14 protein-coding genes and 1 pseudogene are annotated in these 25,303 nt (G+C 42.9%); 13 read left to right on the forward strand and 2 right to left on the reverse strand.

Annotated elements, in window-relative coordinates:
* Positions 1 to 235, reverse strand: a pseudogene (locus BLT91_RS28410) (IS5/IS1182 family transposase); the annotation flags it as partial.
* 835 nt (positions 236 to 1,070) lie between these two features.
* Between BLT91_RS28410 and BLT91_RS32085 the strand changes: the two are divergent.
* The 13 genes from BLT91_RS32085 to BLT91_RS28470 all read left to right on the forward strand — a co-directional run bounded on the left by BLT91_RS32085 (position 1,071) and on the right by BLT91_RS28470 (position 24,808).
* Positions 1,071 to 1,538, forward strand: coding sequence for a hypothetical protein (locus tag BLT91_RS32085; RefSeq protein WP_217635292.1), 468 nt, complete (start codon positions 1,071 to 1,073; stop codon positions 1,536 to 1,538).
* Positions 1,539 to 1,880: 342 nt separating this feature from the next.
* A complete protein-coding gene (locus BLT91_RS28420) occupies positions 1,881 to 2,903 on the forward strand; it encodes an asparaginase (protein WP_090827436.1) in 1,023 nt (340 codons plus the stop codon).
* A 23-nt stretch (positions 2,904 to 2,926) separates the two neighbouring features.
* Complete coding sequence (locus tag BLT91_RS28425; RefSeq protein ID WP_090827438.1) at positions 2,927 to 3,859, forward strand: ABC transporter permease; 933 nt, start codon at positions 2,927 to 2,929, stop codon at positions 3,857 to 3,859.
* The gene (locus BLT91_RS28430; protein WP_090827440.1) at positions 3,859 to 4,776 is read left to right on the forward strand and encodes an ABC transporter permease; all 918 of its coding nucleotides are present in this window, start codon (positions 3,859 to 3,861) and stop codon (positions 4,774 to 4,776) included. Before BLT91_RS28425 ends, BLT91_RS28430 begins: the two co-directional genes overlap by 1 nt.
* A 6-nt stretch (positions 4,777 to 4,782) precedes the next feature.
* Positions 4,783 to 5,832 carry an ABC transporter ATP-binding protein gene (locus BLT91_RS28435; RefSeq protein WP_090827442.1) on the forward strand — a complete coding sequence of 350 codons (1,050 nt, stop codon included), beginning with the start codon at positions 4,783 to 4,785 and terminating at the stop codon, positions 5,830 to 5,832.
* Positions 5,801 to 6,769: an ABC transporter ATP-binding protein gene (locus tag BLT91_RS28440; RefSeq protein WP_175532569.1), complete on the forward strand. Its 969-nt coding sequence runs from the start codon at positions 5,801 to 5,803 to the stop codon at positions 6,767 to 6,769. Before BLT91_RS28435 ends, BLT91_RS28440 begins: the two co-directional genes overlap by 32 nt.
* A 22-nt stretch (positions 6,770 to 6,791) precedes the next feature.
* Positions 6,792 to 8,438, forward strand: a complete 1,647-nt coding sequence (locus BLT91_RS28445; protein WP_302847566.1) for a peptide ABC transporter substrate-binding protein — start codon at positions 6,792 to 6,794, stop codon at positions 8,436 to 8,438.
* 31 nt (positions 8,439 to 8,469) lie between these two features.
* Complete coding sequence (gene pepV, locus BLT91_RS28450; protein WP_090827445.1) at positions 8,470 to 9,906, forward strand: dipeptidase PepV; 1,437 nt, start codon at positions 8,470 to 8,472, stop codon at positions 9,904 to 9,906.
* Between the two features lie 306 nt (positions 9,907 to 10,212).
* Positions 10,213 to 10,614 carry a hypothetical protein gene (locus BLT91_RS28455; RefSeq protein WP_090827447.1) on the forward strand — a complete coding sequence of 134 codons (402 nt, stop codon included), beginning with the start codon at positions 10,213 to 10,215 and terminating at the stop codon, positions 10,612 to 10,614.
* A gap of 382 nt (positions 10,615 to 10,996) precedes the next feature.
* Complete coding sequence (locus BLT91_RS33710; RefSeq protein ID WP_090827449.1) at positions 10,997 to 20,371, forward strand: InlB B-repeat-containing protein; 9,375 nt, start codon at positions 10,997 to 10,999, stop codon at positions 20,369 to 20,371.
* 716 nt (positions 20,372 to 21,087) lie between these two features.
* Positions 21,088 to 21,240 (forward strand): hypothetical protein, encoded by a 153-nt coding sequence (locus BLT91_RS32090; RefSeq protein WP_175532570.1) that lies wholly within the window; start codon positions 21,088 to 21,090, stop codon positions 21,238 to 21,240.
* A gap of 200 nt (positions 21,241 to 21,440) precedes the next feature.
* On the forward strand, positions 21,441 to 24,092 hold the full coding sequence (locus BLT91_RS28465) for a carbohydrate binding domain-containing protein (protein WP_090827451.1): 2,652 nt from the start codon (positions 21,441 to 21,443) through the stop codon (positions 24,090 to 24,092).
* Positions 23,999 to 24,808, forward strand: a complete 810-nt coding sequence (locus BLT91_RS28470) for a LamG domain-containing protein (RefSeq protein ID WP_141225109.1) — start codon at positions 23,999 to 24,001, stop codon at positions 24,806 to 24,808. The genes BLT91_RS28465 and BLT91_RS28470 overlap by 94 nt, the downstream gene beginning before the upstream one ends.
* 253 nt (positions 24,809 to 25,061) lie before the next feature.
* On the opposite strand, the gene BLT91_RS32415 is transcribed toward BLT91_RS28470, so the two are convergent.
* A partial coding sequence (locus BLT91_RS32415) for a hypothetical protein (protein WP_217635293.1) occupies positions 25,062 to 25,303 on the reverse strand: 242 nt, incomplete at its 5' end.

A 25,303-nucleotide genomic window follows, 5' to 3' on the forward strand; every position in this document is an offset into this window, starting at 1 on the left:
CGACGTCAACGTCGGATAAATCGAAGATAGATTTTAGTAATAAATACTTAAACATACGAATAGGGTCGATAGCGTTTCGACCGTTATCCAAACAATAATTTCTCTTCAGTTCATCGTATACAAACGAGAAGTCAACGAGTTCTTCAATCTGTCTCAGTAAATTATCCTTGGGAACAACTAAGTTGTAAATCTCCATATATGGACTTAAAATCATCGACTGTTGGTTTTTGATCATCGTAATCACCCGCTAAGTATAATACCTTAATTATACAGAAAAAAAGGTACAGCCTCCTCAAAAAATTGAGGAAATCTGTACCTTTGCTGGACTTTTTCAGTGGCCTCCTCTTGAGACTCTTGAGTTTGCTGGTTTCTTGTACTTCAAAAACATTTTTTTCGACTAACACTCCCCCATACGCTTGCATTCCGCCCTAATCGCAAGAGGGCTCTTGTCGGCATAATCCGAATCATCCGCATGGACTTCAAAAATTCCGTCATGTCCATAACAGGGGAATAATACTTAAAGAAGGCAGCGAAGGGCTCTTACGGCATATTCCAGGGCATGGGGACGGTTGAAACCGTAATCCGCAAATTATCGTCAAATGGTCTTTCATTTTTTCAGTTCGAAGCCTTCGAGCGCCATTAATAAGGCCGAGAGGGCGGATGAAGGTTGTGAATGGCATTAGGAACAATGTAATCCCGCTAAGCAGCACGCCGCCATAAGGAAACATTCCGCGCCGCCGCCAATTTGAGCGCGATCGGCGATGCTGCCTATGCTTCTTGTAAAAAAAAATCTATTGAATATTGTACAAGAATCGTATAAAGTAAAATCTAATAAAGCTGTATTTTTGAAATTGTTAGTCTTTTTTTTCGAATCATGTCGCATACTGCAATTTGGAACGGCTTCCACATGCTTTGAATTCAAGTAGAGTAGAATGGTGAGTTGCGTAACGACGAAAAATGTTGAAAAGACAAGCGTAAAATCGAGCAAGCTTGAATCGCTGAAGGAAGGAGGGCCACATACACTTTAGAAAAAATATACTTCATTCATAGATACATAGCTTTCATAGCATTTGTTGATCGCAAGACTCCTTCACAATCACGTTCTTGACTTCCCCCAAAGGGTAGGTGATGGTTCGAAGGCTCATAGTAAAGAGGATGTCGTTCAGTACTTCAAGAATCAATTGATTCTCCTTCGCAAAAAGTTAATAGGCAAAGGTCCGATTGACGTTAGATGCCGCCTGGAAAGGGATACGTTGTTTTTTAACTTCAATGTCAATTTTACGGTGCTGGAGTTACGGTACTTTGATTTTTTTCATGCTAAAAACCTGATGTATACGTTCTTCGCAGAGGAAATCTTTCCGTCAGCTTTTGAATTCCTCAATGGCGAGGCGAGTCAAATACATATGGGGCTGCGGGTTAAAAATATAAAACTTGAAACGTCGTATGGACATCGTAATCCGCATTACACCTTGATTTTTAACATGGATGTAGAAATGCTGATTGAACAGGGAGACATCGTTCTTCCCGATGAATCTTAATATGTGCTTTTGGTAGTTGGACGGATACATGCCGAACAAGGCCAAGAGGAATAATTGCGCGATAGCCTAATGGCTTACGCTCTTATTCCCTCTTGGCCTTTTTTTTGACACATCAGAGAGGAATGACCATGACGGAAGAATAGATAAAAACCCTACGCGAAGAAAATGACATGAGTTATTACGGTTTAGATTCAGGAGCAGTTGAAGATCTGCTGAACTATATTGAAACCCTAGCATCCATCATATCCGCTTTATAGTATAACGACGCTTACCAAAAGCGGAAACATTCCAAGTAATTAATGGTGAGGTATAATGGAGAAAACTAAAAGGAGTCTAAATAAGATGAATATAACGACAAAAGTTTACCGTGGTGACGTCGTTGAAAGCATACATCTTGGTCATGTCGCTGTTGTAGACGCAGATGGACGTCTTATCTATGCATATGGAGATCCTCATCGGCTAACCTATGCCCGATCATCAATGAAACCAATTCAGGCCATTCCTGTTGTGGAGACAGGAACAGCGGATAGATTCAATTTTGAACCAGCAGATTTGTCTCTTTGCTGTGCATCTCATAGCGGTGAAGAACGTCATCGATCTCGTGCTTCAGCCATTCTGCAACGCAGCGGTCAAAATGAAAGCGTTCTCGAATGCGGAACCCATGTACCAAGAGACGAAGAGAGCTATAAACAATTGATCCGTGAAGGACGTGAGCTTACACCTATTTACAGCAATTGTTCTGGCAAGCATTCTGGCATGGTGGCGACGGCTGTACATATGGGCGAAGATCCGAATACATATTATTTACCTGATCATCCAGTCCAGCAGCGCATTCTGGATGCGGTATCCGATCTGACAAGCTATCCGAAAGAAAACATACATATGGGAATTGACGGGTGTGGCGTTCCTGTTCATAGAGTCCCTCTAGCCAACTTAGCGTTGGCATTTGCAAGATTCGCTACTCCTGCTTCTATTAAAAATCCTGTAAGGCAACAAGCGGTTCAGCAAATTGCGGATGCGATGGTAGCGTTTCCAGAAATGGTGGCGGGTAACAATCGCTATTGCACGGATTTGATGAACGCTTTTAAAGGAAGGATCGTCGGTAAAGCAGGGGCGGAAGCTGTATATTGTATCGGTGATCGCAAGACCGGATTAGGAATTGCCATTAAGATCGAAGACGGAGGAGCCAGAGCTGTTTACGCCGTCATGAACGAAGTATTGCGTCAACTAGGGATTGGCACAGATGGAGCTCTAGAACTATTGAAAACATATACAAATCCAGAAGTGAAAAGTATGAAAGGGAAAGTAGTCGGCAGTATTCAAGCTGAGTTCCTCCTTAACAAGATCTCGGACGTAGTGGTGTAATATTGGAATAAGGAGCGGCACAGATGGTACGTTACATTGCAAATCGGATTTTCACCATGGTCTTAACTTTATGGGTGATTATCACGTTGACTTTTTTTCTGATGCATGCGATTCCGGGTGACCCGTTTGATGGGGAGCGGATCACTTCAGAAGTTGTGCGGGAAAATATGATGAAGCATTACAACTTAGATAAACCTATCATGATCCAATATGTAATTTACTTGAAGTCTTTGTTAAGCTTTGATTTTGGACCTTCTATCAATTCGCCAATGCGTTCTATCAACGATATGATAGCAGAAGGTTTTCCTATTTCAGCCCAGCTTGGTCTAGGAGCGTTCTCGATCGCTTTAGTGGCAGGCATTACATTAGGGATCATCGCTGCATTATGGCATAACAAATTACCGGACTATATCTCTATGATCTTAGCAGTTATAGGGATATCTATTCCGAGTTTTATTATGGCGACAATATTGGTAAAATATTTTGCTGTAAAATGGGGGATATTACCAGTTGCCACTTGGGATACATGGCAGCATACAATTTTACCGACAGTTGCATTGTCATTCGGCCCGATGGCTATTATTGCGCGTTTAATGAGATCTTCCATGTTGGAAGTATTGAATCAAGAATTTATTCAGACGGCAAAATCAAAAGGATTAAACAAGTTAAAAGTTGTTATCCGACATGCCATTCGCAATTCGATTTTTCCAGTGGTTACAATCTCCGGACCGCTATTTGCCGGTATTGTTACGGGCAGCTTTGTAATTGAACGAATATTTGCGATACCCGGCATGGGTAAATTTTTCGTTGATAGTATTACTAACCGCGATTATCCGGTTATCTTGGGCACGACGATTTTTTATAGCATGATTCTAGTAATTTCAATTTTCATAGTTGATATCCTATATGTGCTTATTGATCCTCGCATCAAATTGCATGGCAAGGAGGCTGCTTGATGCAGGTATCTAATGAATTGTTTATATCAATGCCGAAAGAAACGGAATTTGATGAAGCTGTTGTCCGGCCGAAAATAAGCTTTTGGAAAGACGCTTGGTATCGGTTAAGAAAAAACAAAGTTGCAATGATTGGGTTGGGTGTTATTTTGTTTCTCGTTGTGATGGGGATTATCGGCCCTTCATTAGTTCCTTACAGTTATTCGGATGAAGAGTTGATAATGAAAAACCTGCCTCCATCTGCGGAGCATTGGTTTGGAACGGACGATCTAGGAAGAGATATGTTCGCAAGAACTTGGCATGGGGCGCGTATTTCGTTGTTTATAGCGGTCATGGCGGCTCTGATTGACTTTATTATCGGGATTACGTACGGCGGAATTTCAGGATACAAGGGCGGACGTACGGATATTGTGATGATGCGGATCATTGATGTACTTTACGGTCTTCCTCACTTGCTATTGGTCATTCTGCTGCTGGTTGTTATGTCCCCTGGTTTGACTACAATTATCGTAGCACTGTCAGCTACAGGCTGGATTGGAATGGCCCGGCTAGTGCGGGGACAAGTTATGCAGATGAGAAACCAGGAATACGTGTTAGCTGCCCGTACGTTGGGATCAAGCGTTCCTACAATTATTTTTGGACACATGCTGCCGAACACGATGGGAGCCGTTATTGTACAAATGACATTGACAGTACCAGCCGCCATTTTTGCTGAAGCATTTCTTAGTTTTCTTGGACTTGGAGTACAAGCACCTGAAGCTAGCTGGGGAGTGATGGCGAATGATGCTCTCGGAACTATATTGTCCGGACATTGGTGGCGACTGTTTTTCCCAGGTTTCTTAATCTCCATCACGATGCTTTCCTTTAATTTATTAGGGGATGGCTTGCGCGATGCGTTGGATCCGAGATTGCGGAGGTAACATCATATGAATCAGAACAAACTGTTGGAAATAACGGATCTGCAAGTTTCATTTCGTACTTATGGCGGCGATGTACAGGCGGTTCGAGGAGTTAGCTTTCATGTCAATGAAGGAGAAACTGTGGCCATCGTTGGAGAATCTGGTTGTGGAAAGAGCGTAACGGCCAAGTCGATTATGAGGCTTATTCCGCAGCCGCCCGGATCATTCAAAGGCGGAAGTATTCTGTTTCAAGGCAAAGAGATTACTTCCCTTGATGAAAAGGATATGTACTCCATAAGAGGCTCACAAATGGGTATGATTTTTCAAGATCCAATGACATCCTTGAATCCGACGATGACAGTAGGCAAACAAATTGCCGAAATGTTGACTGAACATCGTAAAATTAGTGCGGAAGAAGCTAAAAAAGAAGCCATTCATTTACTTAGTTTAGTTGGTATCCCGAATCCAGAAGCGCGTTGGAAGCAGTATCCGCATGAATATAGTGGGGGCATGAGGCAGCGGGTCATGATCGCTCTTGCCATTGCTTGCCGCCCGGCGTTATTGATCGCGGATGAGCCGGTTACGGCGCTGGATGTTACGATTCAGGCTCAGATTCTGGATCTGATGGAAGATTTGCAACAGCAGTTCGGTACCGCTATTTTGATTATTACACACGATCTCGGAGTAGTTGCCGAGATTGCGCAGCGAGTGGTTGTCATGTACGCAGGCAAAGTGGTAGAAAGTGGGAGTGTAGAGGACATTTTCTACAATCCGCAGCATCCATATACATGGGGGCTTCTCCAATCTATACCTAAACTTGATGTTGATCGAACTCAGGAGCTTATACCAATTCAAGGTACTCCTCCAGATCTGTTTTCGCCGCCTAAAGGGTGCGCTTTTGCCAAACGGTGCCGCTATGCAATGGAAGTTTGTAAAGAACACCAACCAGAGTCGACTCAAGTTAACGGGAATCATTATGCGGCATGCTGGTTGCTAGACGAGAGAGCGGTTAAAGTGGATCGGTTCGCCGAGCTGATAGAGGAGGATGCGAATCGTGCAGCGGAAAAAACTGCTTGAGGTCAAACAGCTAAAAAAACATTTTCGGGTCGGGGGCAACTCCATTTTAAAAGCGATCGATGGAGTTACCTTTGATGTGTATAAAGGCGAGACGTTAGGGCTAGTCGGCGAATCAGGATGCGGGAAATCGACCACAGGCAGGACTATTATCAGACTCTACGATCCTACAGAAGGGGAAGTTCTTTTTAATGGGAAAAATGTCCATGACTTGAAGGGGAAAGAGGAAAAGGAGTTCCGCCGCGGTCTACAAATGATTTTTCAGGACCCTTACGCTTCTTTAAGTCCTAGAAAAACGGTTCGCGACATTATTGCAGAAGGAATTAAAGCTCGCAAACTAGCATCAGGTAAGGAGATTGACGAGATTGTACATCGTCTGCTCCATACAGTTGGATTGAATAGTGATCACGCAGCGCGGTTTCCGCATGAGTTCAGTGGCGGGCAAAGGCAGCGCATAGGTATTGCTAGAGCGTTGGCTGTGGAACCGGAAATGATTATTGCCGACGAACCGATCTCAGCATTAGATGTCTCTATTCAGGCACAAGTGGTGAATCTGATGCGACAGCTTCAGCAGGAACGTCAGTTAACTTATTTGTTTATAGCGCACGACCTGGCAATGGTTAAACATATGAGCGACCGTGTTGGAGTTATGTATTTAGGGCGAATGGTTGAGCTAGCTTCCAGCGACGATCTGTATGAGGAACCGCTTCACCCTTATACACAGGCGTTATTAAGCTCGATCCCGGTTCAAGAGCCTAATGCTTCCAAAAAGCGAGAACGAGTTCTGCTTCGGGGTGAAGTGCCGAATCCGATGAATGTTCCGTCAGGTTGTCCATTCCAAACTCGCTGTCCGAAAGCGATGCCAGAATGCAGAGAAGTAGTGCCTGTGTGGAAAGAGGTACGCCCTGCCCATTGGGCGGCGTGCCATTTATATAATTAATTTATTTAAGGGGGAGTTAGAAGTGAAGAAAAAAATTACAGCATTTATGGCTATTGCCGTACTGGTTTCAGGCATCTTGGCAGGTTGTAGCAAAAGCCCTGCTAGCACCAATTCAACAGGTGCTGACAAGGACACTAAAAGTGCAATTGACACATCGGCGATTTTGCGAATCAATTCAAGCTCTGAGCCGCCATCACTTGATCCGCCGAAAGGGTTCGACAGCACTTCTTATGATATTTTGAACAATATTATGGAAGGGCTTTATCGTCAAGATAAGGACCACAAGCTACAGCCTGCTATAGCTGAAAAAGTGGATATTAGTGCAGACGGCAAAACCTATACGTTCAAGTTGCGCGACGCGAAGTGGTCCAATGGTGATCCAGTTACCGCGTCTGAATTCGAATTTGCTTGGAAAAGACTGCTAGATCCGAAAAATGCATTCCCTTCTTCCTTCTTGGCTAACTATATCGAAGGGGCAGAAGCATTCAACTCAGGCAAAGGAAAAGTAGAAGATGTGCAAGTGAAAGCTAAAGACGCAAAGACGTTTGAAGTGAAGTTGGCAGCGCCTACAGGATTTTTCTTGAACATCATCACATCGCCGGCATTTTTCCCAGTCCATAAGGCATCTGTAGAGAAGAATGACAAGTGGTCCGCTGAAGCAGCTACTATTCTGAGCAATGGACCATTCAAGCTTACCGAGTGGACACATGACCGTTCGTTGAAAGCAGTCAAAAATGATATGTATTGGGACAAGGATTCCGTTAAAATAGCCGGTATTAACTGGTCAATCGTTAACGACACCAACACGGCGTATCAGATGTTTAAAACAGATCAACTGGATTACATTAAAAGTGTACCGAACGATTTGAGGAAGCAGTTGCTCGATTCTGGGGAAGCAAAAGCAGATCCGCAAGCAGCGGTCTATTACTATCGAATGAACTTCAAAATGGAGCCATTCCAAAATGCTAACATCCGTAAGGCATTTGCTATGGCAATCGATCGTAAAACGTTGATCGAGCATGTTGCGCAAGGTAAGCAAACTCCAGCTTTGGCGCATATACCTTTTGGATTGCTAGAGCCGGATGGAAAAGATTTCCGCGAAGTTGGCGGCAATTTCTTTAAAGATAACGATATTGAAGAAGCAAAGAAGCTTCTGAAAAAAGGAATGGAAGAAGAAAAATATACTACACTTCCTACGGTAACGCTAACCTATAACACCGATGACTCACATAAGGCTATTGCACAGGCGATGCAGGAAATGTACAAGAAAAACTTAGGCGTTGAAATCAAGCTGGAAAATAAAGAATGGAAAGTATTTTTGGCAGATCAACGGGCTCGTAAGCTGCAGTTCTCCCGTTCGACAATCCCTGCTGACTATGGAGATCCGCTTAACTATTTAGAGCTTTTCCAAACTGATCATCCTGGTAATAGAATCAACTACAGCAACAAAGAATATGACGCTTTGGTCACGAAAATTCGCAATACAGCTGATGAAAAAACACGTTTCAAGTTGATGCACGATGCTGAAAAGATGTTTATGGACGATATGCCGCTTGTACCAATTCATTTCCCTAAAACAATTTATGCAGCTAAGCCGAAAGTTACCGGATATGTAAACCACCCAGTAGGTTATCTCGAACTCAAATGGGTACAAATTTCTAAGAAGTAGTATAGTCATCTAAGCAAAGCGGGGGAGCAATATGGCTATTGATTGGAAAAAGCAAACAGAGCTGCTTAAGGGCGAATATGTCGAGCAATTAACAAAGTTTCTGTCCATTAACAGCATTGAAGACATGACCAGCGCTAGCGAGGGAAAACCATTCGGAATCGGGGTAGCCGAAGCTCTGTCCTGTATGTTGGATAAAGCGGAGAACGACGGTTTCAAGGTAAAAAATCTTGAAGGCTACGCTGGGTATATTGAAATGGGCGAAGGAAACGATGAGGTCGGTGTACTCGTTCATGTCGACGTTGTACCTGCTGGAGATGGGTGGACAACGCCTCCATTTTCTCCCGACGTCCGTAATGGACGGATCTACGCAAGAGGAGCGATTGATGACAAAGGCCCAGCATTAGCCGCTTATTATGCTCTGAAATTAGTACGGGATTCGGGGCTGCAGTTATCAAAGCGAGTGCGTCTAATTGTCGGAACCGATGAAGAAAGCGGCTGGCTGTGCATGAAGCGCTATGCTGAGCTGGAGAAGTTGCCTGAGATCGGTTTTGCTCCTGATGCGGAATTTCCTATTGTCCATGCGGAAAAAGGGCAAATCAGTCCAACATTAGTATTGCCTGATCATTTAAATGCAAATGAAACCCGTAAGTCAAAAGAATGGATCTTGCACCATTTTGCAGCCGGGGACGGTATCAATATGGTTCCCGATTATGCAACGGCAACCCTTGAGCGTCCAATAGCCGCTGATAACTCTGCTGTGGAGTCAATGCTGAACGATTTTTCACATTTTCTCAGTGTCCATAACTTAAAGGGGCAGGCAACTAGTGAAAATAATTCAGTTACACTCCATCTGGAAGGAAAGGCGGCCCATGCGAAGGAGCCTTATGAAGGCATCAACGCAGGACTGCTGTTAGCCCGATTTTTACGAAAATTCCCTATTGTTGGAAAAGGGAGCGCATTCATGCAGCTGCTTGCTGATGTTCTGGATGAGGACTTTTACGGAGAACGATTAGGATTGGCTTGTGAAGATGAGGCTACCGGCAAACTGACCGTAAATGCAGGCGCTCTTCAGTACAATGAGGTTACGGGCGCTGAGGTGAAGCTAAATATCCGCAATCCGGCGACTGTACCGTATGATGATCAGGTGGCAAAGCTAGAAAAGTATGTAAAAAGTCTAGGCTGGGAAATGAGCTCGGTGCGTGGAAAGGGTGGCCATTTTGTTCCAAAGGAGCATGAGGTGATTCGGAAGTTGCAACGTGTTTACGAGGAACAGACTGGACAGAAGGCTGAGCTACTGTCATCAGGCGGTGCGACATACGCTCGTGTTATGAAAAACGGCGTTGCATTCGGCGCGGTTTTTCCCGGCAAAGAAATGACAGCTCATCATAAAGATGAATATGCGGAAATTGATGATCTAGTGCGGGGAATGGCGTTGTATGCTCAGGCGATTTATGAATTGGCAAAGTAGATCTAGGGTGTAATTTTAAGATGCTAATGACTTTATTTGGGTTATTGGCCCTATTGAATATTGCACAAGAATCGTATAAAGTGAAATCTATAAAACTATATTTTCGAAATTGTTAGTCTTTTTTTCGAATCATGTCGCATACTGCAGTTTGGAATCGCTTCCACTTGCTTTGAATTCAAGTAGAGTAGAATGGTGAGTTGCATGATACGACGAAAAATGTTGAAAAGACTAGCGTAAAATCGAGCAAGCTTGAATTACTGAAGGAAGGAGCGAAGGTTACACATTTGTAGGTAGGTGATGGTTCGAATGGCTCATAGTAAAGAGGATGTCGTTCAGTACTTCAAGAATCAATTGATTCTCCTTCGCAAAAAGTTAATAGGCAAAGGTCCAATTGACGTTAGATGCCGCCTGGAAAGGGATACGTTGTTTTTTAACTTCAATGTCAATTTTACGGTGCTGGAGTTACGGTACTTTGATTTTCTTCATGCTAGAAACCTGATGCATACGTTCTTCGCAGAGGAAATCTTTCCGTCAGCTTTTGAATTCCTCAATGACGAGGCGAGTCAAATACATCCGGGGCTACGGGTTAAAGACATAAAACTTGAAACGTTGTATGGACATCGTAATCCGCATTACACCTTGATTTTTAACATGGATGTAGAAACGCTGATTGAACAGGGAGACATCGTTCTTCCCGATGAATCTTAATATGTGCTTTTGGTAGTTGAACGGATACATGCCGAACAAGGCCAAGAGGAATAATTGTGCGATAGCCTAATGGCTTACGCTCTTATTCTCTCTTGGTCTTTTTTTCGATACATCGTGCATGAGTATCAAGCGATGCGCCTAGATTCATATGGTTTTTGTTGGGATTAATTGACCATTGTCAGATAATTCTGTTTTTTAACTTCGTGGTTTTCAACGCAAATGTAACAAGTAGGGTGGATTTGATTTTTTTATTCGTTCATAAGGATACCTCACAAAATATGATTTTGGTAAAAAGCTTCTTTTTACATAACTTATTAAACCTTGAACTATCGTTTTAGGTTTTGATAAGTAACTATTTTTATATTTTAATAGGAGGGAAAGTATGAGTAGGAGAATGAAGCAAACAAAGAGAATGTTATCGATCTTTGCGTTAAGTGGAATGCTGTTAAACGTTGCACTGCCTCAAACTTTAACAATCGCACACGCTGCTACTAACCCAAGTCAGCAAAGTTTATCAAGTGGAACTTTTAATGCAGATGAAGTAAAACGTATTCTTGACGGTCTTACTCCTGAGCAAAAAGCAAACATTAATAAGCTTACTGGAGCAGAAAACACGCAAAAAATCCATGTGAATCCAAAGGATTTGCGCAGCTCCCAACCTATTAGTGTTATCGTTCAATTTAATGTGGATCCGGCCAAGATCCAAATCATTAAGCAATCAATGGCGAATGGCGGTGCTGCGGTATACAGCACGGCATTCACCAATGATTATGCTGAAGCGCAAAAAAAGGTGGAAGATTCACATGCCAAATTTAAAAGCTTTGTGAGTACGCAGCCTGCAAAATCCATCGTTGGCGGAAAAACGGTCAACACGAGTATGAGAATTACTAGAGAATTTTCAGAGGCGTTTAACGGAGTAGCTTTATCTCTCCCTCCAAATCAAGTTGAAACACTTGCAAATAATCCGGAAGTTGCCTCCGTTTGGTCCGTAGTCCAATACCAAGTACCTGAACAAGGAAGCTCAGTATCCACTGAAAATACAGGCAGTTCTGTCGGCAAGCCTACTTCAGCGCTGACTTGGTTGGGCATTGATAAACTTCAAGCCGCAGGCTATACAGGTATTATTCAATCAGGTCCTCGTCAAGGTCAAGCAATTAAGGTCGGTGTCTTGGATACAGGGATCGATTATAATCATCCTGATTTATACAAAGTCACACACGATGCAAATGGTGTACGTTATCAAGGACATGACTTTGTCAATAATACTGTTGATGCATCCGGCAATGTAACTTTTGTGGATGACCATGACCCGATGGAAACCACTTATAAGGATTGGGTAGCTGCAAAGTCGCATCCGGATGCGGTTGCAGGTCCGCCTCCTGCGAGTTATAAGAATTATATCACGGAACATGGTTCGCATGTTTCGGGGACCATTGCTGCAAATACGACAAATAATAATGATATATATTCCGCAAACGGTGTAGCACCGAATGTTGATCTTTATGGGTACCGTGTGTTAGGTCCAGGTGGACGCGGTACGTCAGACGCGGTATTAAATGGGATTGATCAAGCCGCCAAAGATCATATGGATGTCATCAATCTTTCGCTTGGCGCAACGATAAATGACCCATTATACCCAACTAGTATTGCCATTAACAATGCTACTATAGAAGGTGTTGTGTGTGCGGTTGCGGCAGGCAATGCGGGTCCTGGTCAAGCTACTGTAGGTTCGCCGGGAACTTCACCGCTGGCAATTACCGTTGGTGCAAGTACGATCCCGGAAAGCATTCCGGTTATGACCATCACGAATGGCTCAGCTTCTTATCAGGCTCGTTTATTCGGCAGAAACTTCAAACAAGAAGATGACGCTTACAAAGGAAAAACATTTCCCATTGTTGATGTCGGTGCAGGCACTGCGGCAGACTATAGCGGAATGGATATGACCGGTAAAATTGCCCTTGTGAAACGCGGCGGTGAGTATATGCAGACCAAAATGGCAAATGCTCATAACGCAGGCGCAGCAGGTATGATTATCTGGGATAATGTTGATGATGCCGATACTCAAGGATATATTCCAAATTTCTTGGGCGTCAGTATGGATAATATTTATTCCGTTTCCTTGACACAAGCCCAAGGGAAAGCGCTTTCGAATGCGATTGCACTTGATCCGAATCATGCATCCGTTACGTTCCCGGCTGCACTGGATGCGCCGATCATGAAGAATGGGGACGAATTGGCCAGCTTTAGCTCGACTGGACCCGTGAAAGATTGGACGATTAAGCCGGATGTTGTCGCTCCGGGTGTTGACATTATGTCAACAGCCCCATACGACGTTTATGAGCCGCAAGACACAGGTACGCCTGATTATTCGTATCAGTATATGCAAATGTCCGGGACGTCCATGGCTACGCCTCATGTAGCAGGGATTGCCGCGTTGGTTCTGGCTGCTCATCCGGATTATAGTCCAGCCGATGTCAAGACGGCTCTAATGAATACAGCCAAGGATATTAACACAGAATCGAAGACTTATAGCGTGTATCAGGTCGGTGCTGGACGTGTTGATCCCGCTCGCGCCATTCAGGCAAACGTTAAAATTCAAGTTTTGGATAAAGCCTATACGTATAATACCCCTACGGATTCAACCACTTTGCATCAAGTGGATAATCTGACAGGAAGCCTATTTTTTGGCTTTAAAGGCAGAGGAGAGGGTGCAACGAACGGCTCTGATGATGTGATTTCATCCAAAGATTTTAACGTAACGAATACTGGTGTCGGCAGTAAAACGTTTAACTTAAGTACGAAATTTATATCCACAAAATTTGCTCTTTCGCATCCGGTAGGTTCGGGGACCGGCAATGATGTCAAGATCGATTTTTCCACAGGCGGCACACCGGTGACATCCATTACGGTTGGCGGAGGCAGTGCAGTTAAAACAACAGCAATAATCACGGTTCCTTCAAACGCTATTGATGGTACTTATGAAGGGTATATTTATCTTGTTAATGCCGCAGACGCATCGGAGTCTTATCGCATTCCCTTTACGATTACCGTATCTGAAAAAGGAATCGATATGAATGTAATCATTAAGGCGTTTACACTTCCCTATTCCAATACCGGGAACTGGAACCCAGATACATCTGGATCCGGCGGTTCATACTATTCCTTCTCTGTCAATAGTGCAATGGAAAACATGTATCTTGTACTGAAAGACAAGAATGGTAATTATTTAGGTGTCATTCAAAAGGTAGCGAATATCGGAGCGGCGGGTCCGGGTGTCGTTTTTGGTCCTTTAGTCATGCTTCAGGGAGGCTTATATCTTCCATTTACAAAGCCATATAACGGGTCACTGGATCAATCCGGAATTGCAACAAAACCTGTTGTTATCACGGAAGGTTCTTATTCCGTTGAGATGATTGCTACTGACTCAGCTGGCAAACACTACAAGGCAGAAGATACGGTGTATGTGGACACGACAGCGCCTACCATCGCCATGGACAGCGATTCAAAGCCGGGGATTTATGAAATCGACCCTACAGGCTATCAATCTGGACAAGAGATTAAAGGATTTTATGGTACCGTTTATGATTCTAACGTCGACATCATGAAAAATAACGGTGAAACCTCGGTACCAAGTCCTGAAGATCTTAAAACACCTGTGCCTGTAGATCAAGCCTTGAACACTGTCTGGGGTTACCAAGATAGTGCTTGGCCAACTGTAATCTTCAAAACGGATGCGAAAGGCCGTTTCCATTTTGGTATTACTCCGGAGGACATCACTTCAAAAGGCAGTAATTTTTGGATCTATCCAAGTGACTATTCGGGTGAAGCTGATACGGATTCCACCTCACAACAGTATTATTTCATCAAAAAAGGCTCTCCTTATGTAACGTTTACATCTTCCGGAGGCGTCGATGCAGGTCCGGGGAATCAAGATAAGACTGTTGTGGATTCCAATAAACCATTCAAAGCCACCATCGCTGTAAAAAATGGCATTGGCATGACAGGCGGTAAATTTACGCTTAATAGTAATGTGTATACATTTAGCAATATCAGACTTTCAGACGAATATAAAAACTATTTAATCAGCAAAGGAATTGACCCTACGACGGTTGTTCTGACAGTAGGTCAGCCGTATGTAGATACGCATAATGGCGGTAAGTCCACGGATATTGCGATATCAGGAATCACTGCTGCCGGCGCTCTTGATCAGAATATGAACATTTTGGAAGCAGATGTGACCTATACTAGCCCTGATCCGATTTCCGGGCCGCTAGGCTACTTCGTACCAAATGTAGTCTTGACTATGTCCAGTACAGATACCCAGGTTCCGGCGTTCGGAACAAATGTGCCTTATGTGCGACAAGCTGTATCCATGATTACAGGCGGTTTGTTTGCTGAAGCTTTCAAACAGAATTCGCTTAGTGGAGCTTTCACAGGCATTACGACAGATTCAGGTGCAAAGGTTACTGTTACCAACCAAGATGGAAAAGCATTTACAACCGATAATCCTACATCCACGAATAACACTGTTCAATATGCAGGTAATCAGGTAGGTACCTACGCCGTTATAATGGATGTAAGTGATAAGCCATACTCCGTTGAGCTTTCCATGCCGGGACATTTTAAGGGATATCTAAATACCCCTGTAATTGGCTCAAGTAAGTTTGGTTATCAGTCAGGATCTTACAAGGATATCCATTCCTATCAAACGCCTTCGTTATTAGGCGGAGATGTCAATGGCGATAATGTAATTGACATGAAGGATGTTATTGCCGAAATCAATGCTTATTTAAATTACAAAAACCTGATTTCGATCAACAACCCAGTACAAGCAACTACAACATCTAAAGCGACTTTCCTTAATGACAATAGAAATGCTAATATTTGCTGGAAAATACCAGGATCAACTGCCGTTACTGGAATTGATTATTACGACTTCTATTACATTTTCAAAAACTTTGGTCAAGTAAATCAAAACGCAATAGATGCCGGTATAATAACTGCTGCTCCGATTCCGCAGCTTACGGTGGATCAAGATACTACAATTTCTACACCATATGGTGGCTCAATCACTTTAGCTGCTGGTGATGACATGAAGAAAGTAATGACAAAACTTAATTTTGCAGGTCCACCGCAAACAACGTCAGGATCTACGCTACCCACATACGATGATTTGAAAAAGGGTTCGACAATTTCATTAATACCAAATAACAATGTTTATCTAGATGATGTAGTTTGGAGGAATGCGATTAAAGAAATTGATCTAACTAGTCCAGGCTCAACGACTGTAACAAATATAACATACGCATTGATTTCAAATACTTCAGATAAAGCAGTTTCAATCTCAGCAGGATATTTTTATTTCGATCCATTTAAAGGTCCACAATTTGTACCTTCAAAAATTACATTGCATGGTTCTTTATTTACTACAACTGGTACTTATACTGTCAGAATTACGGCTGATGGATATGCTCCTGTAAACACCAGTTTTACGATTGCGGCTGTACCTATTCCAACGCCTACGATTCCATTAGTTACTGACCCAACAAAAGCACATCTAGGAAATGATTTAACTTTTACATTTACTGATAATGCAAATTGGCGTAATGGGATCAATAAAATCGTGGTTAAAACAAGAAACTTTACTGCTGGTTTAGATATTACGAATTTGACAGATGGAAGTGGGAATAAGTATTACGATATCAGTCAACCAGGGCAAATTACATTCAAAGCGGATTTATTTAAAACAAACGTAGCGAATAGTCCTACTGCAGCGATTACTCCGGGTGGAGCATATCCTTTGGCACAGTTATATTTATTTGAAGTCAACTCAACTGGCGCTGACAGCACTATTTACCCGCTTGTAAAGTTGGGTAATGATCCTTCTAATGTATATGGTGCTATGCAAGCTGTTGGGTACGGTATTACATTCGATAGTCAAGGTGGTTATGCTGTTGACCCAATAGCGGTAGGTTACAGACCATCACTTAGTAGAAATGGTAGTGCTGGTAATTTAATTGCAAATAGCAGTTCAAGTTTTTCATCAAGAAATCCTCTTCCAGTAAGATCTGGATATGCTTTTGCTGGTTGGTATAACGTGGATCCGAATACAAATACGCTAACTACCCTATGGGATCCAACTCTAAAGATCAGTGGCGATATAAAAGTTGCTGCTAAATGGCAAATGAATGTTACACAAAACTATTCACCTGTTGATCAAACTAAACCTGATGGTTTGAAGTTTGACGGAACGAATGGAGCTGTAAGCGGAAAAGGCTGGGTGCTTGGTGAAGGTAATCTTGATATCAACATTCCAGATTATGCAACTAATGTTCCTTGGTTAACTAGTAAGAATAATATTGCAAAAATAGAAGCAACTTTTTACAAAACCAATAGTGATGGTACAACTAGCACTACACCTACTACTTATACATTAGATCCAAGCACATTTAATTTCTTATCTAACGTTGGCGGTAGTGGAACGCTTTCTTTCACAACTGCGACTTCAGCTGCTGCTCCTTTGGCTGGACAAACTAGCCTAGGACAAAAGTTTGCATTTAGTGAAGCGCCAGCTATAAACCCAAGTCCATATGCAGGGTACCAGATTACAGTGACATCAACAACTTATGGACAAAAAATACTAATTCCTGATGTTAAACTTGGTTATAGACGTCACATTGACTTAAATGGTGGAACGTTAAAAAATCCTAGTGACACTTTCTTCTATGACACATTTGTAAATGGAAAATTATATGGAATTAGTATGGAATCAGCTGCAACAAGGGTAACAAACGGTAATCTTTCAATGATGCCATCCCTATATCTTGATAGTGCAGGCACAAGTGGAAAAGTTTCACCTATCTCACAATCTAATGGGATTGTTATAAACGATAATCAAACATTCTATATTTCTTGGGTTAAAACACCTCCAACAGTTTCGAAAGATATAGTTGGAAATATAGTAGGCAGTGATATTACTTTACCATTTACAGATGATGGTACATGGAGAAATAATATCAAAAAAGTAAGTATTGGCTCTAAAGAATTAGTGCTCAATACTGATTATAAAATTACTTACGATGTAGCCACTAAAAAAGGATCAATAACACTTGATAAATCACTATTCATAGTTGGACAAAAGGTAAATGTGGTTATTTCATCAGAAGGTTATTTAGATACAGTCGTTACGGATCAAGTGATCGGTTATCAGGTAACGTTTGATTCAAATGGCGGGGATGCTGTCGCACCTCAAATTGTCGATTCTCGTGTAACCAAACCGCTCGATCCAACAAAGGTTGGCTATAAGTTTATCGGTTGGTATAAGAATAGCGATTTAACAACACCATTTGATTTTGCAAGCATAATTACTGGTCAAACAATCCTTTATGCCAAATATGCTTTAGCAACATCGCTTGTTTTAGCGGATACGACAGATAACTGTCTCGGTAACGATATTACCCTTGAATTCGGTGATGCTGACTGGGCAAAAGCAATTACCGACATCAAGATCGGTGGGACTAGTGTAACTAAAACAACATATAGTGTAACTGAAGCAACATACAGTGTAACTAAAGCAACATACAAAGTAGATATTGCTTCAAGCACGATTACGTTAGATAAGAGGCTCTTTACAAAAGCTGGGGATTTCACTATTACGATTAGTGCAACAGATTATGCTGATGTAACGGTAATTCAAAAAGTGATTAACGGCTATAATGTGCATTTTGTCCTTGAAGGCGCTCCTTTTGTAGTTAAAGACCAAATTGTAGCACGCAGAATCACACAACCGGTTGTTACAGGTTATGATTTAGCTTGGTTCACAGATGTGGCACGTACATTTCCTTGGGATTTCACCAACTCCATCTATTCTGACAAAACACTTTATGGTAAATGGTCAATTTCTAAATTTACCGTTAAATTCGATCGACAAGATGGAGGATTTGCTGACAGTCAGACAGCAGATTATAATACTACAATCACAGCTCCGACAGTCCCAACAAGAACTGGCTATGTTTTCGGTGGCTGGTATAAGGATGCTGAATGTACAATTGCATGGAACTTTGCAACGGATAAAGTAATAGCAAATACAATTGTATATGCGAAGTGGAACACCCAAACGTATACAATTACATTTGATAGCCAAGGCGGTAGTATAGTACCATCTCAGACAGCAGATTATAACACTACAACCACAGCTCCGACAGCGCCAACAAGAACTGGTTATACGTTCGGCGGTTGGTATTTGGATGCTGAATGTACAATTGCATGGGACTTTGCAACTTATAAAGTAACAGCAAATACAATCTTGTATGCGAAGTGGAACACCCAACAGTATACTATTACATTTGATAGCCAAGGCGGTAGTACAGTACCATCTCAGACAGCAGATTATAACACTACAACCATAGGTCCGACAGTGCCAACAAGAACTGGTTATACGTTCGGCGGCTGGTATATGGATGCTGAATGTACAACTGCATGGGACTTTGCAACGGGTAAAGTAACAGCAGATACTACATTGTATGCGAAGTGGATCCAAGACACAGTTCACACGGGCGGCGGATTCAATCCAGGTAACACGGATGATAAGGACACTAAAATTACATTGACTTTAGATCAAGCGACAAAAGCCGTTGCAGAAGCGAAGCCATCCGGTGTAAATCAAGTTCAGATCGTCATTCCAGATAAAAATGCCGTTTCCAGTCAAAATGTGGTCCTTCAATACGAAGCGGTTAAAGTAATTGCCAATGCTGGCATGACGCTTTCGATTTCTACTTCAAAAGTAGTGTTGAGTATTCCTAGCCAATCTCTTAACAAAGCTTCTGAGGGAGTGAATTTCACAATTCAATCTGTAAAAACAGCTGATAAGCAACAAATTGCTGGAAATGCAAATAAGCAATCCATTATTAAAGTAGTAGCAGGAAACAATCCTGTATCTGTAATCGGTCAGCCGATGAAAATTGACACGAATCTGCAGAATACGCCTGTCACGCTTACATTACCGCTTGGCAATCTAAGCGCTGATCAGGCAAAAGACCTAGCGATTTACATTGAGCATAGCGATGGTACAAAAGAACTTGTTAAAGCTGATCTTGTGGCATACGATGACAAAGGACAGCTGGGTCTTCGTTTCACAACGAACAAGTTCAGTACGTTCTCTATTATTCAAGTTGCAGGAGTAGACAAATACTTCAGCGTCAAAACAAAGGCTTATGTACATGGATACTCGGATGGCACATTCAAGCCGGAAGGAAAGATTACTCGCGCTGAAGTAGCTGCGATCCTTGTGCAAATTTCAACTAAATCTGCTAGTGGAACTGTAATGACATTTACAGATGTAGCTGTAGACTACTGGGCAAATAAAGCAATTAAAGCTGTAACTCAAATGGGATTGATGAACGGTTACGAGGGCGGTAACTTCCGCGGTAATCAAGAGATTACTCGCGCTGAACTGGCCAGCATCATTGCCCGATTGCTTGGCTCCTCTGACACAGCAAAAGCAAGTAAATTCAGTGACATTGCTGATCATTGGGCAAAAGCAGCTATTGATCAAGTGGCCGCAGCAGGCATTATTCACGGCTACGAAGATGGAACGTTCAAGCCTTCTAACTCATTGACTCGCGCTGAAGCAGTAACGATGATCAATCACTATCTGGGTCGTGGTCTTAAAACACCAGTCACTCAACCTACTTGGTCAGACGTACATGCCGATCATTGGGCGTACAATGAAATCGAATCTGCTTCCCATGATCAATAATCAAAATAAGTATTAAAAATTAGTCAACGTATATCAAGATGCAATAAGAGGGTGCCCCAAAAGCCATAAAAAAGGCTGATGGACACCCTCTTGCAATTTGTAAAACAAAAGGTTGTGGTGCAAGGATCTTTCCCTTTAACATGAATTAGAGATTTGCACCACATAAGTTCGAACAGAGAAATGATCTCAACTTTGTCAGGAATTTTTAATGCAATTTAACAACATTTTGGTGAAATAAATCTAAACTTTGAGACAATGACATGAGGTAAAATAAAAGTCAGTGAACTTTCATCTAGCAGCGCCCCCTCACCAATAATACTTATGGCAAATTCAATTGATTTGTTTTCGTTTCCAAGCTTCTTCCCAACTTCAGATGGTGTGCTATCTAGCACATAGTTGCCCTCTAGTTCCTCAAAGACCTTTCAGACTAAAATCATTCCAGAACGGTATTCCCTTCCGGTTGTTTGATACACACAACAAGTACACTAACTTAAGGAAGCTTGTTTTTTTTATCTCATATTTTTTCTGAGAGAAGGTGATGCCAGGAAGAGAAAATTGAATTCAATGATGCAGGAATGTTCACATTAATTTAGTACGATGAGGTTAAAAATATCATCACTACTGAATTTAAAGCTAATTATGAAAGCGCATTCAAAAAAAACAACGATGGTAATTCTGATTTGTATCATGGTCTTTTCCTGTTTCGGAGGTGTGTGGTGGTTCCTATCCAAACTGCGAACGCTGGAGTGCAAAATAGGTTCTATGTTTCTACTACACGCAGTGAAAAGACAGGTGACGATGCGAATTGCCATAATCGGAGCTTGGTCCAGATAACGCTGCTGCAAACGCAGTCAGGGCTAGGCTCCTAATCGTGTTTGTTTTATTATGTCGGCGGTACAGGTGTTTGTCGCTCAGCTCAGCTGAGCGAACGGCCCTCGAATACAGCTTGATTTTTTCAGAAAAGGGAGTAAGCAATTTAGCTAGATCTAGTCATCAGCAAGATTTATCATACCAAGACATCATTTTGTGCATGTTCATAAAGGTAAAATGGATGAAGGAGTGAAGTTTTGTGAGGAATAGGATCTACAGCGGATGGAAAAGAAGAATAAGCAAGCTAATGATTGCCTCTCTATTGATTTTGCCTGTTTCAGTTACTGCACCCTTAGCATCAACAGTAAAGGCAGCAGGAAATACGTATTATGTCGACACCAATGGAAGCGATACAAACAATGGCACCTCTTTCTCAACGCCGTTTAGGACCATACAGCAGGCAGCGAATGTAGCGACTGGAGGCGACACCGTCTATATTCGAGGCGGAACTTACAGGGAAACCGTCACTCCCGTCAATTCAGGTACATCTGGAAACCCGATCACCTATCAGAATTATAATGGAGAAACGGTCGTCATGAGCGGCAACGATCTCGTTACCGGCTGGACACTGGACAGTGGCAATATCTACAAGGCACCGATGGCCTGGAGCTTGGGTGCGGGAAATCAGGTGTTTGTGGATGGCGTAATGATGGATGAAGCACGGTGGCCCAATCAGACGGGTACGATGCTGAATCCGACTCGCGCAACAGCCGGAGCAGGAACGGATACTACTCATGTAGTGGACACAAGCCTTCCTGGGGGCGGCAATTTCTGGAATGGAGCTACGATTTGGATTACCGGTGGAAGTGCATGGATTGCCATGACGTCCACGATTACAGCCTATGACTCAGTATCTAAAAAGCTGACGTTTGACCCGTTAAAATTGACCAATAATTCGGCGTATAATCCGAAATCCGGCAATAAGTACTATTTGACGGGCATCAAGGACGCTTTGGATACCCAGAACGAGTGGTGGTACGACACAGCCAATTCCGAATTGTATTTATGGGCTCCCGGAGGCGGAGATCCGTCAAGTTCAACGGTTGAAGCCAAGAGTCGTATGAACGCCTTCGATCTTTCAGGCAAAGCTTATATTACAATTAATGGAATCCGGACGGTTGCCTCGACGATTGTAATGGACAGCAACACCAATCACGTTGTGCTTGACGGTATGGTATCCAAGTATATCTCGCATAACAAGCTTAATACTGCCGCGAACGAACAAACGAATCTCGGAATCAATCTCGACGGCAGCTACAATGAGATTCGAAACAGCGAGCTTGCTTACAGTTCGGGCAGTCTGGTTACAGTCAAAGGTGCCTACAATAATGTCATCAACAGCTATATTCATGATGGCGGTTATGTACCCGACTGGGATGGTCTTGTGAATCTGAGAGGCGCAAACAGCTTGATCAGCCATAACACCGTCTCGGATGCGGGTCGTGTAACGGTTTATTTCAGCAGCCCAATGAGCGCCAATGATATTCAGTATAACAACATTTATAATGCAGGCTGGATGACCGATGATCTGGGAATGCTTTACGGCCCGAATAACGATGGACAGAATACGGAAATTCATCATAACTTTGTCCACGATAATAAGGCTACAAATACCAAGCCTGGAATCTATCTCGATAATTACACGAACAATTTCATCATTCATCATAATGTCATGTGGAACAACTCGGGCTTGCAGCTCAATATCCCATCCAATTATAACCTGGTTTATAATAACACTGCTTGGACGAATGCAACGACCGTTCAGGCCTGGGGAAATATTTTTACGACAGATATGTACGGAGACCGGATTTTCAACAACATAATCAAAGGCTATGACCCGGAAGTTACAGCTTATACGATTCACGGAAGCGAAGTAACCAGTTCACCGGGATTTGTCAATGAAGCCAGTCGTGATTATCATTTGCTATCTACTTCGCCAGCAAAAGATGCGGGAATTGCGATTCCTGGCATTACAGACGGCTATGTAGGAAGCGCGCCTGACATCGGGGCGTATGAATATGGCGGTTCGGACTGGACGGCCGGTCACAATTTTACAAGCCCTCCAAGTCCGACTTATTCAACTCCTTCGACACCAAATATGAACCTCGTCCAAAACGGCGGATTCGAATATGGGAACTTGTCGAGCTGGACTGCAACGGATGCTGGTAATGCCGCTGTTATTAACGATAATCACTGGGTAAAAACGGCAAATGCGGGAATGTCCAGATCGCAATTTTTCGGATTGAAGCTAAGCGGAGGGGTCGATGGCGCCGAGCAGACGATCACAGGCTTGCAGCCTAATACGAATTATGTGGCAGGAGGCTGGTTGAGAACGCCTGCTGGCGAAACCGCAGCGCTTGGAGTCAAGAACTTTGGCGGTACAGAAAAGTCGACTTCTTCCTCCAGCTCTACCTGGACGTTTGTTAAGGTGTCCTTTAAGACGGGGACAACGAACACGAGCGCTACAATTTACTTCAAGAAAACGTTTCCAGGGGCAGGAGAAGCCTATTTCGATGATGCAGGGCTTGTGCCGGATTCAGCCGTGTATCAGTCGATCTATGAGTTCGACAGTTTTGAGAACGGATTGGACAATTGGGTGACGTCGGGAGGCACACCATCACTTAGCTCAGCTCAAACCCATTCCGGCAGCAATAGCTACATCATCAAGAAGACATCGACGGGATTAAGCAAAACTTTGACACCTTATACAACAAAGTTGTCTCCATGTGGTTCTATGACAATGCTGCAGCGACCAACATGCAGGTTGCTGGGTTTGTTGATGATGGTGTTGCCATTCGAGGTATTGAGGTCAATACCCCGACTTCGACAGCGAATTATTCCTATCGTTTAGACGGTACCCATTACGCGACCAGCGTACCCCGTACTACCGGTTGGCATGAATTCAAATGGGATTATACTTCCGGAACTAAAGCGGATATGTACATCGACGGGGTGCTAATTACTTCTCCGATAGGGGTTACGAACTTCAATAAAATTCAAATTGGCGATTTTTGGTCGGGCAATACGAATACCGCATATTTCGATGACATCAGGATTTCGGACTTTTTTGACGGCTTTGAGAGCGGATTGGGCAATTGGGCAACAACATCTGGCACTCCATCGCTAAGCTCCGCTCAAGTCCATTCCGGTACGAATAGTTACATTATTGATGAAGACCGCGATGGGATCCAGCGAAATTTAGGCTCTTCCTACAACAAAACCGTCTCTATGTGGTTTTACGACAATGCTGCAGCGACCAACATGCAGGTTGCTGGGTTTGTTGATGATGGTGTTGCCATTCGAGGTATTCAGGTCAATACCCCGACTTCGACAACGAATTATTCGTATCGTTTAGGCGGTACCCATTACGCGACCAGCATACCCCGTACTACCGGCTGGCATGAATTCAAATGGGATTATACTTCAGGAACTAAAGTGGATATGTACATCGACGGGGTGCTAATTGCTTCTCCGACAGGGGTTACGAACTTTAATCGCATTGTAATCGGCGATTTGTGGACTGGAAATACCAATACCGCATATTTCGATGACATCAGCATTCAATAAATAAAGGCAAAGCGGAATACAATGGAGCGGGCTGGACTAAGGTCCTCCGCGCCATCTGAACTATATGACTGTTTTGAACAGAAAGCACAATTTGATTTTAAACCTTTTGAAAAAGGGGATTAATCAGGCAAAATAATCAACCGTTCATTACGCTAACGAGGAACGATTGTTCAATAAAAAAACAGTACGAGGCTGCCGGCATCAATCGGTAGCCTCGTGCCTCTTCAGCTAATGGTCAGGTTTTTGTTTCTTACTAGCACTCAAAGAAAAGGCTATAGCGCTTTCCGTTAGACAAGCGGACAACAAATAAAGGACCGTATACGCTGATAGTGGCGGAAACAATAAGCTTCGAATTGACGGCGTTATTGACCAACCGCAGCAACTTAGCCTGTTTTCTCGTTCTCACGAGCCTGAAGAACCATGCTGCAAATATGCGATCGTTGGCAAGTTTTCGCAGCAGCTGCAGCATGATTAGGCTTACTCTACGGATATCCT

It is taken from the genome of Paenibacillus sp. yr247 (genome assembly GCF_900103825.1).
Classification (GTDB): Bacteria; Bacillota; Bacilli; order Paenibacillales; family NBRC-103111; genus Paenibacillus_E.